The sequence below is a fragment of the Parabacteroides sp. An277 genome, assembly GCF_002159645.1.
GTDB lineage: Bacteria > Bacteroidota > Bacteroidia > Bacteroidales > Tannerellaceae > Parabacteroides.
The window spans coordinates 13,471-32,285 of the sequence record NZ_NFJB01000024.1 but is presented as its reverse complement, the minus strand read 5'-3'; the positions used below and the strand labels follow the sequence as shown (position 1 = coordinate 32,285).

8 protein-coding genes are annotated in these 18,815 nt (G+C 46.8%); all 8 read left to right on the top strand.

The window, feature by feature from the left end; translation table 11 throughout:
• Positions 1-3: 3 nt before the first annotated feature.
• The 8 genes from B5F77_RS10520 to B5F77_RS10485 all read left to right on the top strand — a co-directional run bounded on the left by B5F77_RS10520 (position 4) and on the right by B5F77_RS10485 (position 18,581).
• Positions 4-2,025 (top strand): RagB/SusD family nutrient uptake outer membrane protein, encoded by a 2,022-nt coding sequence (locus B5F77_RS10520; protein WP_087330545.1) that lies wholly within the window; start codon positions 4-6, stop codon positions 2,023-2,025.
• A 265-nt stretch (positions 2,026-2,290) separates the two neighbouring features.
• Positions 2,291-5,002 (top strand): sugar-binding domain-containing protein, encoded by a 2,712-nt coding sequence (locus tag B5F77_RS10515; protein WP_087330543.1) that lies wholly within the window; start codon positions 2,291-2,293, stop codon positions 5,000-5,002.
• 421 nt (positions 5,003-5,423) lie between these two features.
• Positions 5,424-6,344, top strand: a complete 921-nt coding sequence (locus B5F77_RS10510; protein ID WP_087330541.1) for a FecR domain-containing protein — start codon at positions 5,424-5,426, stop codon at positions 6,342-6,344.
• Between the two features lie 234 nt (positions 6,345-6,578).
• Complete coding sequence (locus B5F77_RS10505) at positions 6,579-10,055, top strand: TonB-dependent receptor (protein WP_162607983.1); 3,477 nt, start codon at positions 6,579-6,581, stop codon at positions 10,053-10,055.
• Between the two features lie 11 nt (positions 10,056-10,066).
• On the top strand, positions 10,067-12,067 hold the full coding sequence (locus tag B5F77_RS10500; RefSeq protein ID WP_087330537.1) for a RagB/SusD family nutrient uptake outer membrane protein: 2,001 nt from the start codon (positions 10,067-10,069) through the stop codon (positions 12,065-12,067).
• Between the two features lie 483 nt (positions 12,068-12,550).
• Positions 12,551-13,354, top strand: coding sequence for a DUF6261 family protein (locus tag B5F77_RS10495; protein ID WP_087330535.1), 804 nt, complete (start codon positions 12,551-12,553; stop codon positions 13,352-13,354).
• 180 nt (positions 13,355-13,534) lie between these two features.
• Positions 13,535-15,688 (top strand): TIM-barrel domain-containing protein, encoded by a 2,154-nt coding sequence (locus B5F77_RS10490; RefSeq protein ID WP_087330532.1) that lies wholly within the window; start codon positions 13,535-13,537, stop codon positions 15,686-15,688.
• A 226-nt stretch (positions 15,689-15,914) separates the two neighbouring features.
• Positions 15,915-18,581 carry a glycoside hydrolase family 2 TIM barrel-domain containing protein gene (locus tag B5F77_RS10485; protein ID WP_204244966.1) on the top strand — a complete coding sequence of 889 codons (2,667 nt, stop codon included), beginning with the start codon at positions 15,915-15,917 and terminating at the stop codon, positions 18,579-18,581.
• Positions 18,582-18,815 lie beyond the last annotated feature (234 nt).

The following is an 18,815-nucleotide window of genomic DNA, read 5'->3' as shown; positions in this document are numbered from 1 at the left end:
ATTATGAACACGAAATATATAAAGGTATTATGCGTATGTTTTGCAGGACTTGCATGTACGGGTGTATTTAGTTCTTGCAATGATTATTTGGATGAAGAGCCTCAGTCGTCCATTTCTCCTGAATTATATTTGACGGAAGAATCGCAGTTGGCTTCTTACGCGAATGGATTGTATACGGATGTTTTACCGGGCCATGCGTATGGTTACGGAATTTTTGGGGAAGATAATGATACAGATAACCAAGCCAGTTTTACGGCTAACAATCGGTATTTGCCCGGACAATGGAGAACAACCCAATCGCAAAGCATGGACAACGATGCCTATCGTTTTAAATTCATCTATAGCTGTAATTATTTTTTAGAGAATGTGTTGCCGCGCTACAATGCTGGCGAGATTTCCGGAGATGATACGAATATCCGGCAATATATAGGGGAAATCTATTTCCTCCGGGCGTATGAGTATTTCAAGCGTTACCAGCAGTTTGGCGATTTCCCGATTGTCCGGAATACGTTGCCTGACCAAATGGAACCGCTGATAGAAGCCAGCAAGCGTGCTCCGCGAAATGAGGTAGCTCGTTTCATTATTTCGGATTTGGATTCGGCTGCGATGTTGATGGGTAATGCCAGCGGTGATAAGACTCGTTTGAATAAGGAATGTGCTTTGCTGCTGAAGTCGCGCGTAGCTTTGTTCGAAGGCACTTGGTTGAAGTACTTTAAAAATACCGCATTTGTGCCTAATGGTCCGGAATGGCCCGGCAAGACGAAAGAATATAATGCCAATTACCAATATCCGTCGGGAGATATTGATTCGGAAATCGATTATTTCTTAGGGTTGGCGATGGAATCGGCCAAAGCGGTAGCAGAAAATGCGATGTTGGTAGAAAATACAGGGTTGGTGCAACAATCAGCAGAAGAGGCTCCGAATCCTTATATGGATATGTTTGCCGATGATGATATGTCAGGTTACAGTGAAGTACTTTTGTGGCGTCCGTATAGCAAGGCGTTAGGCGTTACGCATAATGTACCAACAGCAGGTCAACATGGTAATTATGGTATTGGTTTGACCAAAGGTATGGTGGAATGCTTTGTGATGGCGAACGGTTTGCCTATTTATGCGGCCGGAAGTGGATACCAAGGGGATGAAACGATTGCGGATGTACGTAAAGATCGTGATTCCCGTCTGACTATCTTCCTGAAAGAACCGGGGCAGAAGAATATTTTGTATGAAGATCCAATTGGTACGATGGCTGTGTTAATCGAACCTTATCCGGTTATTTTGGATAGTAATCCGGAGAAGGGGTATTCAACCGGTTATACATTGCGAAAAGGAAACTCGTTCTACCAGAATCAATGCGCTAATACGTTGGGGTATACCGGTGCTTTGGTATTCCGTGCGACGGAAGCGTTGTTGAACTACATGGAGGCTTGCTATGAAAAGAATGGTTCGTTGGATGGAACGGCTCAAACCTATTGGCGTCAGATTCGTGAACGTTCTCATGTGGATGCAGACTTTAACAAGACGATCTCTGCTACGGATATGAGCCGGGAAGCGTTAGGCGACTGGGGTGCTTATTCGGCTGGTAAATTAATCGATCCGACTTTGTACAACATCCGTCGCGAACGTCGTTGCGAACTCATGGCTGAGGCGCTCCGCTATATGGACTTGCGCCGTTGGCGTGCGATGGATCAGATGATAGAGACACCTTATCATGTCGAAGGTTTCAAACTTTGGGGCGAAATGCAACATTGGTATGACAACGAGGACGGGACATCCCAGCTGGTGTATGGCATGGATAATCCTACTTCGAATGTGTCGGAACCTACGCGGAGTTTGTATCTGCGTCCGTATGAAAAGGTGAATACGAATATCGCCAAAGATGGATATTATTGGAAGATGGCGCACTACCTGACTCCGTATAACATCCAACACTTCACGATTACCTCTTCAACGGGGAGTGTAGAGGATTCCCCCATCTACCAGAATCCCTATTGGCCGACTGAGGCAAACATGCCGGCTATCCAGTAAATAGGGAAGGCGTACATAGGAACTGAGGGAAGGCTTCCCTTGGGCTTGAGGGAAATGTTCCCTTAGTCCGTAGGGAGGCCTTCCCTGCCTGTTTAGGGAAAATGATATTTAGACAATGTTAATATGATATATTGAGCGTGTCGATATAGCATATGGAGAAAACGGGGCCTTTATAAGAAGATTGTCTATCTCTTTACGTAAATTGTCTATTTCTTGCAAGGGAAATGCAGCGTATCTTTGTATCAGAATATAAATGTATAAATCGATGAATCGGATAAATCGTTACTTAGGAAGTTTTTGTTGTGTGTTAGGCTTTTGTGCCTGTAGCCATTCGCCCGCGGAAATGTCGTTGGAGGGCGAGTGGGCATTTGCGTTGGATAGTTTGGATGTGGGCGTTGCGGAGCAGTGGCCGACGAAGACGTTTACGGATGTCATCCCTTTGCCGGGTACGACGGATGATGCGGGTTATGGCATTTCCAATACCTTGCCTCCTTCGATAGAGAAGCCGCAAGTACTGCATCTGACGCGCAAACATAGCTATGTCGGACCGGCTTGGTACAGCAAAGAGGTCGAGATTCCGGAGGCTTGGGATGGCAAGCAGGTGGAGTTGGAACTGGAGCGGGTCATTTGGGGAACCTCGGTCTGGGTCGACGGTCAAGCGGTGGAAGAGACGCAGGAGAGCCTTGTGGCGCCGCACCGTTACGATCTGACGGCTTATCTCTCTCCCGGAAAACATCGCATCACGGTGCGGGTGGATAACCGCGAACGCTATGCTATCTCGACAGGAGGAATGGCGCATGCCTATACGGACCATACGCAAATCCGTTGGAATGGTATCATTGGCGAAGTGAAGCTGACAGCTAAAGATGCGGTTTCCATCGAACAGGTACAGGCGTATCCGGACAGCAAGCGCGGAGAGGTGAAGTTTGTCGTGCATATCGACAATGCAGGCGAAGCCACGGAAGCGGTCGTCCGCGTGGAAGAGGCGCAGCAAACCCTTTCCTTGCAACCGGGTATGAACGAAGTAGCGTTGGTGCATCCTATGCAAGGTTCCTATTTGATGTGGAATGAATTTAACCCGAACCTCTATCATGCTGACGTGACGGTGAAGACGAAAGACAGCCAAGACACATACCCCGTGACGTATGCCTTCCGAGAGTGGCGGCACGATGGTAACCGGTTATTGCTGAATGGCAATCCCGTCTTCCTGCGCGGCACGTTGGAATGTTGTATCTTCCCCCTGACGGGCTATCCACCCATGGAATCGGCTGGTTGGCGGAAGGTATTCGAAACTGCGCGTGAATGGGGCTTGAATCACCTGCGGTTCCATTCTTGGTGTCCGCCGGAAGCTGCCTTTGCGGTGGCCGACTCGATGGGGATGTATTTGCAAGTCGAGTTACCGCTATGGGAAGCCTATACGAAAGAGAACGCAGGGTTCTTGCAGCAGGAAGCTGAAAATATCTTGAAGGAGTATGGGAACCATCCCTCGTTCTGCTTCTTTAGTATGGGAAATGAGTTGTGGGGCGATTTCGAAGGGTTGCAGCAGTTGGTAGCCGACCTGAAGAAGGAAGACGACCGCCGTCTCTATACCATGACCTCTTTCTCTTTCTCAGAGTATGGCGAATGGCCCGAGCCGAACAGCGATTTCTTCATTACGCAGCGCACGAAGAAGGGATGGGTACGCGGCCAAGGGGTGTTTGATGCCGAGCCGCCTCGCTTCGATAAAGATTATGCCGCTTCGGTCGAGGGGATGCGTGTGCCGCTCATTACGCACGAGATGGGGCAATATGCCGTTTATCCGGACTTGAAGGAAATCGAGAAGTACACGGGCGTCTTGGCCCCTTTGAACTTCAAAGGTGTCAAAGCGGATTTGGAGAAGAAGGGATTGCTGGATAAGGCCGACGATTACCTGATGGCTTCCGGCAAGCTTGCGGAACTATTATATAAGGAAGAAATCGAACGGTCGCTGAAGACGAACGGCATCGCCGGGTTCCAGCTCTTGGACTTGCATGATTTCCCGGGGCAAGGTTCCGCGTTGGTAGGTTTGCTGAATGCCTTTTGGGAGAGCAAGGGTATCACCGAGGCCGAGCAGTTCCGCCAGTTCTGTTCACCTGTTGTGCCGTTGGCTTATTTCCCGAAAGCGGTATATACGGCAGGCGAAACGTTGGAAATAGGCGCGAAGATTGCCAATTATAGCGATAAGACATGGGAAGATATGCCTGTGCGGGGTAGTTTGGCGACTTGGGACGGACACGTTGTCTCGGAATGGGACTATCCGGCTCAAGGCATCGCATTGGGCATGAACGAACTGGACGCACATACGGTGACGCTACCGGATTTGGAAGAGGCTAAACCCTTGCGCCTGACAATCGAACTCCCTGGTACGCCTTATCGGAATAGCTGGAACATCTGGGTTTATCCGAACTCTCTGTCGGTAGAGAAAGGTGACATTGTCTTGACAGCTAATTTCTCGGAAGCCGAACGGGCGCTCCAGGCCGGTAAAAAGGTATTCCTCAATCCGCCCTACGAGCAACTAAAGGGACTGGAAGGCAAGTTCGTGCCGGTCTTCTGGAGTCCGGTGCATTTCCCGAAGCAGGCGGGGACGATGGGCTTACTCCTCGACAACCACCATCCGGCTTTTGCGCATTTCCCCACCGCGTCGCATACGGATTGGCAATGGTGGAATTTGGTGAAGCATTCGCGCACCCTTTGTGTGGATAGCCTTTACCGCCAACTGACGCCTTTGGTGGAATGTGTGGATAATTTCGCCAACAACCGTCGCCTGACCAACCTCTTCGAGACGAAAGCCGGTAAAGGTAAACTTATCTTTTGTACCCTGGATTTGCTTCGCCAGGCCGACCAGCATCCCGAAGCCAAGCAATTGCTGTATAGTCTTGTGGAATATATGAAATCGGACGACTTCCAACCCTCCGCTACGCTCTCTGTCCCGTTGCGCGAGTTGAAGACGCTGGAATGAAGCGAGGAAGGCGTGAAACGTACGGAATACGGTTATGTAAAGGGTATCGGATATTCTTAGTAAAGGGTATCTGGTACCCTTTTCTTGCGTTACCTTGGATCTATTTAGCGTGAATTCTATCTAAGAAAAAAGAGAAAGACGGGGAGAAAAAACTTTAGATAGCCGAGGGAAAGTTCGTAATATACCGTACAATTTTCTATCTTTAGTCTAAAGATACATATCTGCAGCTTAAAGATATATATCTTCAACCTAAAGATGTATATCTGCAGCCTAAAGATAGACTTTTCTTCGTAAGATTTTGTTTTTTCCTGCCGATTATCCCATTTTATCCTCGGCCCTTCAAAAGAAAAATGAAAAAAGTGCGGTTTGGATTTAGGGATTTTCTTTTCCCATTCGTATTATATATAAAGCGGCAAAAAAGATGGACGAATTGTTGATGAAATATATCCGGGGCGAGGCTTCGGCAGACGAACGCGAACAGGTGGTGCGCTGGATTGACGCGGATGCGGCACACGAGCGGCAATACCGCCGGATGCGCAAACTGTACGACGTGTCGCTTTGGAACGGCGATGAAGCGAAGATAGAGCGTCGGCCGGGTCGTATATTCCTTTTCTTCCGCGAGGCACTGAAGGTGGCGGCTTTCTTGGCAATCGGCTTCTTTGTGGCGCAATGGTGGGGCGGGAAGATACCGCAGGATGCCGAGATGCAAACCATATTCGTGCCGGCCGGGCAACGGGCGGAACTAACGTTGGCAGACGGTACGCGGGTGTGGTTGAATGCACGTTCGACGTTGCGGTTCCCGAATCGTTTCGAACGGGATGCGCGGAGGGTCGAACTGGATGGCGAAGGCTTCTTTGATGTTGCGCGAGACGAGCAAGCCCCTTTCACGGTCGAGACCGAGCAGTACGATATCCAAGTATTGGGGACGGAATTCAACGTAAAAGCCTATCATGAGAGCGACTTCTTCGAGACCTCTTTATTGGAAGGATGCGTAGAACTGCGAGATGCGAACGATACGCCGTTATTGTGCATGAAACCCAACGAACGAGTGGTTGCAGCACATGGAACGTTACAAAGAGGGGTAATTCCAGACGTGAACTATTTCCGCTGGCGGGAAGGATTGTTCTGTTTCGACAACGAGACGATAGGAGACCTCATCCAGAAGCTCCAGCTTTATTACGATGTGCATATTGTAGTGAAAAAGCCGTCCCTCATGCAATATCGATATTCGGGTAAGTTCCGGATAAAAGACGGTGTCGAACATGTACTGAAAGTATTACAATTGAAACATGCGTTTCGTTATCGGGTAGACGACGAAACCAATACGATTACGATAGAATGAACCAGAGTTGCTAACACTAAAAATAGAAATGCCTATGAGGAAAAAGAAAGGAATCTGCTAAGAAGTAAAAAGGTTCAGGAAACAGGGCCATTGTCTCCCGAACCTAAGTCAGCGTAAAAAGACTAATACGGTAATTAATCTAAGTTCTAACTTTTACAATGCAAATGTATGGAAAATATTTGTACAGGGCTATCTTTGCCCCTAATAAAAACACCTTTTAAAATAAATCGAGCCATGAAGTTAACTTGTGCTTTGTTATTTTCGGCAGCGATGGGGCTGTCAGCCGCAGGAAATGCGCAGACCATGCGGGTAAACATACAGGTAAAAAACGTCGCTACCTCCCAAGTTCTTTCGGAGATAGAGAAACAGACGGACTATCTCTTTGTGTATAACAAGAAGGAAGTGGACCTGAACCGGAAAACATCCGTAGATGCCGTTAACCAGACGACCGCCGAAGTCCTCTCCCAGTTGTTCGAAGGCACCGACATCGTCTTTGCCATCGAAGGAGAGAATATTATGTTGATGAAGAAGGGCGAGGCTGGAGATAATCCGTCGGCTCACCATGCCACACAACAATCCAAGCAGATCACGGGCGTAGTTGTTGACCAGAACGGCATCCCCGTCATTGGTGCCAATGTCGTGGTCAAAGGCACGACGAACGGAACCATCACCGACATGGATGGTAAATTCTCGCTGGAGGTACCGGAGAATGCTACCCTCGAAATCACCTATATCGGCTATACGAGTGAAGTAGTAAGAGTTGGAGGAAAGAACACATTGGACATTACTTTAAGAGAAGACAATCAGGCGTTGGATGAGGTGGTAGTGGTAGCGTTTGGAACGCAAAAGAAATCCAACTTAACGGCATCCGTTGCCACTGTCGATACAAAAGAGTTGATGAATAGACCTGTTGCCAACGTTTCGCAAGCATTGCAAGGTGTATCTCCAGGTTTGAATGTCGTGGCCTCAAACGAAGGTGGTGCCTTAAATAGCACTCCCTCAATAAACATTCGAGGAACGGGCAGTATTGGCGAAGGTTCAAGTTCTGCACCGTTGGTATTGATTGATGGAATTGAGGGCGATATGAACTTGATTAATACGCAAGATATAGAAAGTATTTCTGTCTTGAAAGACGCTGGAGCTTCTGCTATCTATGGTTCTCGTGCCGCATTTGGTGTAATTTTGATTACGACCAAAAAGGGAAAAGCGGGTAAAACAACCGTTAATTATAATAATAATTTTCGTTGGTCTACCCCGACTACTCTTCCTTCTTTTTTGGATGGTTACTCATTTAATCAATATTTTAACGAGGCTGCCGCGAATGCTGGTTTGGGTGCTCAATATACACCTGAAGTAATGGAAAAGACTAAATTGTTTATGGAAGGCAAACTTCAATATGCAACAGAATATGATGAAAATGGCATTTGGAAAAAGAATTTGGATTCTTGGGGAAATACCGAATGGTTTGGCGTGTATTATAAAGATTGGTCTTTTTCACAAGAACATAATTTGAGCATAAGCGGCGGTACAGAAAAAATAAATTATTATTTATCCAGTAATATCCAAGATTTAGGAAGTGATCAGAACTATGGGAATGAGGATTTTAAGCGTTATACATTTAATGCAAAGATAAATGCGAAGCCTTTTAAATGGATGGATATCAATGCAAATGTGAAATTTTCTCGAAAAGATTATCAAGCTCCATCTTATCAAATGGATTTGGTATACTATCATAGTATGCCACGTCGCCGTCCATCTAATCCTGTATATACGCCGGATGGTCAATTCAACAAGGAATCTCAATTAAATGAAATGGATCATGGAGGTATGTATACTGAGGATATGGATGTATTATATCAACAGGTTCAATTAGTTTTGAACCCAATTGATGCGTGGAAGATCTATGTCGAAAGTAATTTTAGAGTAGATAGAATAGAGAAACATACAGATGTTCAATTGATATTGGAAAGGAAGGAAGATGGTTCCTATTTTGCAATGGATAGAGATGACGGTTATGGAGGTCGTTCTTTTGTGAAGGAAGAAACAGCAAGAACAAACTATATTAACCCGAATGTTTATACACAGTATAATAAGAGTTTTGATAGTGGGCATTCTTTTTCTGTAATGGCTGGTTTTCAGGCTGAGGTAAATAAATATAAGCAAATATATGCCCAACGTGATGGTATAATTTCTCCTGAAATACCAACATTGGGTAATACGACATCTACGACGGCTTATGAAATGGGTAGTGAATTGTATGAATGGGCTACGGTTGGATTCTTTGGGCGAGTGAATTATGATTACAAAGGCAAATATTTAGCTGAAGTAAACTATCGTTATGATGGAAGCTCCCGTTTCAATAAGGAGCAAAGATGGAATAGTTTCCCTTCTGTGTCTGCTGCATGGAACATGGCAAGGGAACCTTTTATGGAAGATTACACAGATCTTGTAAACAATTTGAAGATACGTGCGTCTTATGGTAATTTGGGAAATCAAGCAACGGATGATATTTATCCATTCTACTCTGCGATGGAACTTGGAATGGGTACAGGTAACTGGTTACTAAATGGAGCTAAGCCCAACATCGCCCAACCGGCCACGCCGATTTCGCCCTTGTTGACTTGGGAAACAGTCACGTCCTATAATTTAGGTTTGGATTTCGGGTTGTTTAATAATCGCTTGACAGGTTCGTATGAATATTTCTGGCGTTATACAAATGATATGGTAGCACCCGGCGAAGAAATACCGAATACCGCTGGTGTTACTTCTCCATATACTAATAATGCGAGAATGCGGACTACAGGTTGGGACTTGAGTATTGGTTGGAGAGATGTGTTGGATTCCGGTTTTAATTACGGTGTTAATCTGGTCCTTTCAGACAACAAATCCAAGATATTGGAATATCCGAATGCTACTAAAACTATATTCGATGCAGATGGGAATGTACGTTATTACGAAGGGGCGATGTTAGGTGAAATATGGGGATTTGAAGTAATTGACTTGGCTCGCACAGAAGAACAGATGCAAGAACACTTAGCCAGCTTGCCGAACGGAGGCCAAGATGCGTTAGGTTCTAACTGGGCGGCTGGCGATGTCATGTATGCCGATATCAATAATGATGGAAAGATTGATGGTGGACAAGGGGTTGTGGGTAATTCTGGTGATAGAAAAGTCATTGGAAACAATACGCCTCGTTATAATTTCGGTTTAACTTTAAATGCCGCTTATAAGGGTTTTGATATTAGCTTATTCTTCCAAGGGACCATGAAACGTGACGTTTGGTTAACAGGTCTTTATTTCTGGGGGGCTGATAATGGATATTGGCAATCTACGGCATTGAAAGAGACGATGGATTATTTCCGTCCCGCAGACACGGATAGTTATTTTGGCCCAAATGTGGATGGTTATTTGCCTCGTCCTTTGTTGAGCGGTGATGCTAAAAACAAAGAAGAAAGTACGATGTATTTGCAAAATGCAGCTTATATGCGCTTAAAGAATTTGCAGATAGGCTATACATTCCCTCATGAATGGTTGCATAAGGTAAATGTAACAAATCTGAGGCTCTTTATGTCTGTGGATAATTTATTTACGATTAGCGGTCTTAAAGCAGATGCTTTTGACCCGGAAGTATTAGATGGTTATGCCAGTGGGTCAGGAAAAGCTGCTCCGTTAAAGACAACAATTTCTTGTGGATTAAATATTACATTGTAAAAAGGAATAAGATGAAAAAGATTGCATTATATATTTTAGCAAGTTTGTCTTTTATGTCATGTAATGATTTCTTAGACAGACAACCGTTGGATGAGATTACGCCTGAAATATATTTTTCTACATCTGATCAATTAGGTGCGTATGCTATCGGATGTTATGAAGATAATTTTATCGCAAATACGGAAGCCAGTGGATATAGTTTAGGTGTGTTCAAAGTAGATGATAATACCGACGTTCAAGTTACATCAGAAGGCGATCAAGAACGTTGGGTTCCTGGAATTTTAAAAGTAAGTGATGGTGATGGCGACTGGGAATTTGAACAAATATATAAAGCGAATTATTTCTTTGATCGTGTAATCCCAAAATGGAAAGCTGGAGAAATTTCTGGTAGCGAAGGGGATATAGAGCATTATATCGGAGAAATGTATATGCTACGTGCAAAGTTTTATTTTGATAAGGTGAAAATATTCGGAGATTTTCCTATCATTCGAAATACAATTTCCTTGTCGGATAAGGAGGCTTTGATTCAAGCAAATCGGCGTTATCCAATGAATGAAGTAGGTCGATTCATTTTAAGCGACTTGGATTCGGCTGCAGTTTTGATGGAATCGCCAGCTCCGGATGATACAAAGCGAAATAGGTTGACGCGTAATGCTGCGTTATTGTTAAAATCAAGAGTGGCTTTATTTATCGGTTCATGGTTAATCAATTTTGAAGGAACGCCATTTGTTCCTGGAGGAAATGGTTGGCCTGGTGCTCAAAAAGATTATAATAACGGATTTCAGTTGGATGTAAGAACAGAAGCTGATTTCTTTTTAACTGAAGCGATGAACGCGGCTAAAGAAATAGCTGAGAATATTCCATTGGAACAAAATACGCAATCCAATTATGAGGAAGAAAATAATCCGTATGTTTTAATGTATACAGATCAAGATTTATCTCCTTATCAAGAAGTGTTGTTCTGGCGGGCTAATAGTACCATTACGGGCGCTTTAGGTTATGGGTTCGCGCATAGTAAAGGCGGTTCTGGTACTGGATATACAAAAGACTTTGTGAATAGCTTTCTTTGTAAAGATGGTTTGCCAATTTATGCCTCCAATTTGTATAAAGGGGATGATAATTTGGCAAATGTGAGAACGGATAGGGATAATCGGTTAGTACAATTTATGAAAATAAAAGACGATGTCATGTCTGTACTTTCTGATGGTTCTAAGGCGTACTTCCCGGCACCTATTATTCTAACAACAGCTGAGTATAAATCAGTAACAGGGTATGATTTAAAGAAGGGCTTGACAATGGCCGTGGATGATAAAACAGGACCGGTTCAAGAATCTGGTATTATCGAGTACCGTGCAGCGGAGGCTTATTTGAATTACATCGAAGCCTGTTATCTAAAGAACCATTCCATTGATGCGTTTGCTGAGAAGTATTGGAAGGCTTTGCGGGAAAGAGCTGGTGTTGACACGGATTTCAACAAGACGATTCAGGCGACGGATATGTCCAAGGAAGCGGGGCTGTTGTCTGCCTATACCGCAGGTAAATTGGTGGACGCAACTATGTATAATATCCGGCGCGAACGTGCTTGCGAGATGATGTCGGAAGGGTTGCGTTGGGACGACCTTCGCCGTTGGCGTTCGATGGACCAACTTATCGGTAACAAATACATCGTGGAAGGATTTAAGCTTTGGGGTGAAATGCAGGATTGGTATAAAGACAGCAGCGGCAATTCGTTGTTGATTTATGAAGGCGCTGGTTCTTTGAGCGATGCGAACGTCTCGAATCCTTCCATAAGCGAATATTTGAGGCCATATCAAATTATTTCAGCCAACAATAATTTGTATGAAGGTTATAGTTGGACGGCTGCCAACTACTTGTCTCCGATCGGCATGAGCCAATTTAATATTACATCTGGAACAGATAACGGACTTGATTACAATGCTTCTCCGCTCTATCAAAATCCAGGGTGGCCTTTGGTGGCAGGTGGAAATGCCGAAGAGGTGGAAGGATTTTGATAACCCGCTTACGCTTCGATTCGTAAACGACTCTTGGAGAGTACCGGACAAAAGTACCGGTTTGCCGGAAGGGAAATGAATGTGTTTCCCTTCCGCTCATATCCCAAACATACAGAAAATAGAAATCGGAAATTTCCGAAAATAGGATGTAAATAGTAACATCTGTTCGGAAATTTCCGATTATTTGTTTTATGCTGTATCCTATTTTCAGAAATTTTTTATCGATAGCTATCTATTTCGTCATATAAAAGGAAATTTCCAATGAATGGCTATATGGTGTATAATATCTTTGGAAATTTTCAATTGATATTTTTATTGTGCAAAATAAGATTGGAAATTTCTTATTAGTTGTTACAATAGGTAACTGCTTTTCGGAAATTTCTGAAGATTCAGAATGGGAATTTTGGCTAAGCGGAAAATAATTTTTATCTTCGTGCGGGCGGGGAGAATCCCGTCTTTTTTATCCTATAACAACCGACGAAGATGGAGATTAAGAAAATAATAGTGGATATTCCACTCTACGAGATGCGCAATCTGGAACATTACGAATTGTGCGCGAATGTGAAGGAGACGGTGACACCGGAATTGGCGGAGCAACTGCATCTGACGCCGCTGCTGACTCCTTTTTTGGAATGGTATGCCGTGGAAGAAGAGCGCACGCTTGAAAGGCGAGCTTATAAAAACACGGACGCTATCAAGGAGGCAGACCGCCGGCGCGACGAGTTGTTCCTTGTGATGAAACGGAGCATCGAGACGGCTAAGCTCCTGCCCATCGAGGCGAAAAAGCAGGCGGCCCAGCATTTGAGTTTCGTGCAGAAACCTTACCTGGGGGCAGCGCGTCGCTCGTATATGCAGGAAACGGCATTCATCCGGGATTATGTCGAGAAAATGCGAGACGAGGCGAACGCGGCAGATGTTGAAACGCTGGGCCTGACGGAAATACTCGGACTGCTGGAAGAGGCGAATTCGCATTTTAGTGACTTATATAATGAACGTTCCGGCGAAATCTTGAAGCGGAACGAATCGGAAACGATACAGTCGGTTCGCCCGAAAGTGGATGAGGCGTTCAAGCAACTGGTGTATGGCATCAATGCGCTGTATGTCGTGAACGAACTGAAAGAAAAGGATACGGAAACGCGCGACACGTTGGGCCGTATCATCGACCAGATCAATAGCGATATCATACAGTGGAAAAAGAATTTGATACGCGCCGGTGTGATTCGTCCGCGAAAGAAGGATAAGAAAATCGAGACGGCGGGCGACGGGGCCGCGGAGAACCCTGCGTAAAGTCTCTTTATTTTATGCTCTTTTTTAGGTACAAATTCCGCTATTTGCGGTCTAAAGAAAATAGAACAGATAAAGTTTTGTAAAGATAGTTATCTTCGTGTTGGAAAGTAACTACCTTTCTTTCGAAGTATAAGGATAAATGGTAGAAAATATAGTATTAATTGAAAAAAGATTCAGTGAATGAAAAAGGCTTGTTTTATAGTTACGGCCATTTCTTCTTTATGGCTATCCGCGTGTAGTAGTTCGCCCCAGCCGAAAGATAAACCGGTGCAATGGGAAGAGAAGACGGCTGGCGTATGGAATGTTTCGGTGGGGACACCTGAAAAGTTCAATCTTTTAAGCGAATTGCAAATAACGCCTAAGTATGAAGCCATCCAGCAAATGGGGGAAGCTGATTTACCCATTTCCAAAGAGGATATTTGTATGGAGGTGGTAGATGGGAAAACATATATCCGCTTCCCCTTGGAAAAAGGAGAGAAGATATTCGGCTTAGGATTGAATTTTAAAACGGTAGAACAAAGAGGCCGTATTATGCGTTTGCATGTAGACCATTATGGAGGTGACGATAATGGCCGTACACATGCGCCTGTTCCTTTTTTTGTTTCTTCGAGAGGATATGGCGCATTGATTAATTCGGCTCGTTACATGGATGCTTGGATAGGAACTTCAGTTCGGAAGGATAGCAAGAATCCTCCGGTGACGAGAGACCGCAATACGGATAAAGATTGGGAAGCGCAGCCCTATTCGGATAATCTGGAGTTTCTGGTGCCGGCGGAAGGCGTGGAGGTGATTCTTTTTGGCGGGCCAAGCATGTTGGATGTGGTTCGGCGTTATAATTTGTATAATGGAGGCGGTGCTTTGCCTCCCCGGTGGGGATTGGGTTTCTGGCATCGTGTCCCGACATTGTATTCGGATAAGGATGTGAATAAAGAGGTGGCGGAATTTGAGGAACATGGTTTCCCTTTGAGCGTGGTTGGACTGGAACCGGGTTGGATGAGCCGCTCTTATCCTTGTACGTATGAATGGGACAAAGGGCGTTTCCCGAATCCCGACGATTTTGTAAAAGGACTGAACGACCAGCACATCAAGACGAATTTGTGGATGAATCCGTACGTTTCGCCAGACGGAGAATTGTATGACAAGATTGAGCCTTACACGGGGTCTCATACAGTGTGGTGCGGGATAGTGCCGGACTACACTTTACCCCAGACGCAGGATATCATGACGTCTCATTTCGAGAAACATCAGCTGGATAAAGGGGTAAGCGGCTATAAGATGGATGAAAACGACGGCTATGATTCTTGGTTGTGGCCGGATGTCGCTACCTTCCCCTCCGGACATGCGGCGGAACAGATACGGCAGGTTTATGGCTCGTTGATGCAGGATGTGACTACCCGAATGTATCGCAAGCGGAACCAGCGGACGTATGGCCTGGTGCGGGCAAGCAATGCGGGCACTTCTTCTTTTCCGTATGTCATATATAACGATTATTATGACCACCGTGATTTCATTACGGCTTTGATCAATAGTTCTTTCATCGGTATTTTATGGACTCCGGAAGTCCGTTCGTCGCGTAACGCGGAAGAGTGGCTCCGGCGAATGCAGACCGTTTGCTTCTCTCCGGTAGCCCAGTTGGACGCGTGGGCAGACGGTACGAAGCCATGGACTTTCCCGGAAGTGGAAAAAGAGGTGCGCGAAATCGCCTTGTTGCGTATGCAACTGATTCCTTATCTTTATACGGCCTTTGCAGACTATGCGTTTAAGGGTATACCTCCTGTCAGGGCCATGAACTTGGAGGAGGGCTATAGCGCGGAAGCAACTTTGCAAGAGGGAAAATTGGATGCGACCGAGAACCCTTACGCGATGGCTGTCCGGAAAGAGGTGAAAGACCAGTTCATGGTAGGACCCAGCTTGTTGGTGGCTCCGTTGTTTGCCGGAGAGAAAGAGCGTCAGGTCGTCTTGCCACAAGGAAAGTGGTTCGATTTCTATACGGGCAAGTACGTCGGCGAGGGAGAGGTGATACACGTATCCCCCCAGTTGGGACGCATTCCGGTGTTTGTCAAAGATGGCGGCATCGTTCCCCTCTGGCCGGCTATTACCAAAATCACGAGGGAAAAGCATCCTTTGGAGATTCGGCATTATGGAAACAAGCCTGCGGTTTACGAGCTTTATGACGACGACGGGGAAACTTTCGATTATGAAAAGGGAGAGTTTACTCGTATCCAACTGAAGGTTACAAATGAGCAGGGCAAGAAATCCGGCGAGGTTCTCCTTCCTGAAAACGGGCAGGTGTGGTCGTTCCGCGATTTCAACTTCCATTTCATGACAGATTGAGGCTGCTTCACATAAAAGGTAGCGATTGCGCATGAAGTTCCTGACAGGCATTCAGCCTCCTGTCAGGAACTTGTCGTTTATAGGTCGGGGACATGAGGAATCCAGTATCTCCTCCGGAAATCTTTTTGGGAAAGGTTTCCAGGATGATTTTTTGTATATTTGTGGCACGGATGTGCTCATGGCGTGCCGTGCCTCCGGAAAGTTTAATTGTTAATCTTTATTTTGCATTGAAAATATGAAAGTTATTTACTGCTTACTGCTTTTGTTGATGGGCTTGCCTTTGCGCTCGTATGCCCAACCTTCGTTTTCGACGGCCGGTTTTTTTCAGGTGGAAAATAGTGGTCGTGAGGTCTATTCGATGAATCCGGCCTGGCGTTTCTACAAAGGGGCGCAGACGGGGGCCGAGGCGGCAGATTTCGACGATGCGTCGTGGTCGGTTGTCTCTCTTCCTCACGGGATTGAGTATTTGCCTACGGAGGCGAGCGGGTGCATCAACTACCAAGGGGAGGTTTGGTACCGGAAGCATTTCTCGCCGGATGCGGCCTTGCGGGGGAAGAAGCTTTTCCTGCATTTCGAGGCGATTATGGGAAAGAGCCGGGTGTTTGTGAACGGGAAGCTGTTGGCGGAACATTTTGGGGGTTATCTGCCGGTCGTGGTGGACGTGACGGATGCCATCAAATGGGGCGAAGACAATGTGGTGGCCGTTTGGGCGGACAATAGCGACGACCCTTCGTATCCTCCCGGAAAACCGCAAGACATGTTGGATTTTACCTATTTTGGCGGGATTTACCGGGATTGTTGGCTGGTGGCGCACAACCGGGTGTTCATAACAGATCCGAATTATGAAGACGAGGAGGCGGGCGGCGGCTTGTTTGTCGCTTTCGGCGAGGTCTCTGAAGAGCGGGCGGAGGTGCAACTGAAGACGCAGGTGCGCAATGCGGATGCGAAAACGTTTGCCGGCTGGGTGGAATATGTCTTGTTGCGGGCGGACGGAAAGGAGGTCGCCTCTTTGAATCGGGACATCCGCGTGAAAGCGGGCAAGGCGGCGCACGTATCCGGACGGATGCAGGTGGAAAATCCGGAGCTGTGGACGCCGGCATCGCCTACGTTATATAATCTCATGGTTTATGTGAAGGATGAAGCGGGAAATACGGTCGATGGTTATAGACGGCGCGTCGGAATCCGCAGCATCGAGTTCAAAGGGAAAGATGGCTTCTGGCTGAACGGGAAACCGTACGGGAAACCGGTGATAGGCGTGAACCGCCACCAGGATTTTGCCGTGGTAGGGAATGCCGTGGCGAATCAGGCACATTGGCGTGACGCGAAGAAGTTGCGGGAAGCGGGTGTGGAGGTCATCCGCAACGCGCATTGCCCGCAAGACCCGGCCTTCATGGATGCGTGCGACGAGTTAGGGCTGTTTGTGATTGTGAATACGCCGGGCTGGCAGTTCTGGAACGATGCGCCGGAGTTTGGCGAACGTGTGTATAGCGACATCCGCAATCTGGTACGCCGAGACAGAAATCATCCCTGCGTCTGGCTGTGGGAACCTATCTTGAATGAAACGTGGTATCCGGTCGAGTTTGCCAAGAATGCACGTGAGATTGTCGACAAGGAATATCCTTACCCTTATTGTTATAGCAGTTGCGATAGTGAAGCACGCGGCCATGAGCATTTTCCGGTCTATTTTGCCCATCCCGGCAATATGCAAGACGCTGCCCAGTCGTATGACCCGACCAAGACCTATTTCACGCGGGAATGGGGCGACAATGTAGACGATTGGAGCTCGCATAATTCGCCGAGCCGCGTGGCGCGTAATTGGGGCGAGCAGGCGATGCGGGTCCAGGCGGCGCATTATGCTAACCCGCCCTATCCGGTGACGAGTTACAACGAATTGTACAAACAGTCGTCGCAGCACGTGGGCGGTTGCCTGTGGCATTCGTTCGACCATCAGCGGGGATACCATCCGGATCCTTTTTATGGCGGATTGATGGATGTGTTCCGCCAGCCGAAGTATTCTTATTATATGTTTATGGCGCAACGTCCGGTGGAGAAGAACGGGCAGACGGTAGGAAGCGGGCCGATGGTTTATATCGCGCATGAGATGACGCCCTTCTCCGGTGGAGACGTAACGGTTTATTCCAATTGCGATGAAGTGCGCCTCACCTTCAACAAAGGAGGCAAGACCTATTCCTACACGAAAGACAAGCAGCGAAAAGGGATGCCTTCTCCGATTATCGTGTTCCCGGATGTTTACGACTTTATGGCAGACAAAGCTCTGTCCCGCTCGCAGAAGCAAGAGGAAGTTTATCTGCTGGCGGAAGGGTTGGTGAACGGGAAAGTCGTGGCGACGCATAAGGTCGTGCCGGCTCGCCGGGCGGAAAAGGTTCTGCTCTGGCTCGATGATGAAGGCACGGGACTGAAGGCGGACGGTTCGGATTTTGTCACGGTCGTAGCCGCTATAGCCGATAAGAATGGAAATATCAAACGCTTGAACAACGAGTATATCCGTTTCTCTATCGAGGGGGAGGGACGCATCCTCGGCGGAGCGGAAGTGCTGGCGAATCCGGCACCGGTGAAATGGGGGACAGCTCCGGTACTGGTGCAATCGACCGTCAAGTCGGGGAAAATCCGGATTACGGCCAGCGTGCTGTTCGAAGGTTCCCAGAAGCCTCTCAGCGGAGAATTGGAGTTTGAATCCGTGCCTGCCGCTTATCCTTTATTATATAAGGAATCGGAAATGCAGGAACTCTCGACAGCAAATGCGATGGAGGCAGAAACGTATGCCACAAAAACGGATTTGGAACGGGAAGTGGAAAGATTGCGCAAAGAATTGAGCGTTTTGAAACTGAAAGAGGTAGAAAAACAACAGACGGAGTTCGGAGAGAAACAATAGGCGAAGGATTCCAGCACGCTGGAAAGTCTCCCGACGACGTGGCGAAGGATTCCAGCACGCTGGAAAGTCTTCCGACGACGCGGTGAAAGATTCCAGCACGCTGGAAAGTTTCCCGACAACGCGGCGAAGGATTCCAGCACGCTGGAAAGTTTCCCGACAACGCGGCGAAGGATTCCAGCATGCTGGAAAGTCTCCCGACGACGCGGCGAAAGATTCCAGCATGCTGGAAAGCTC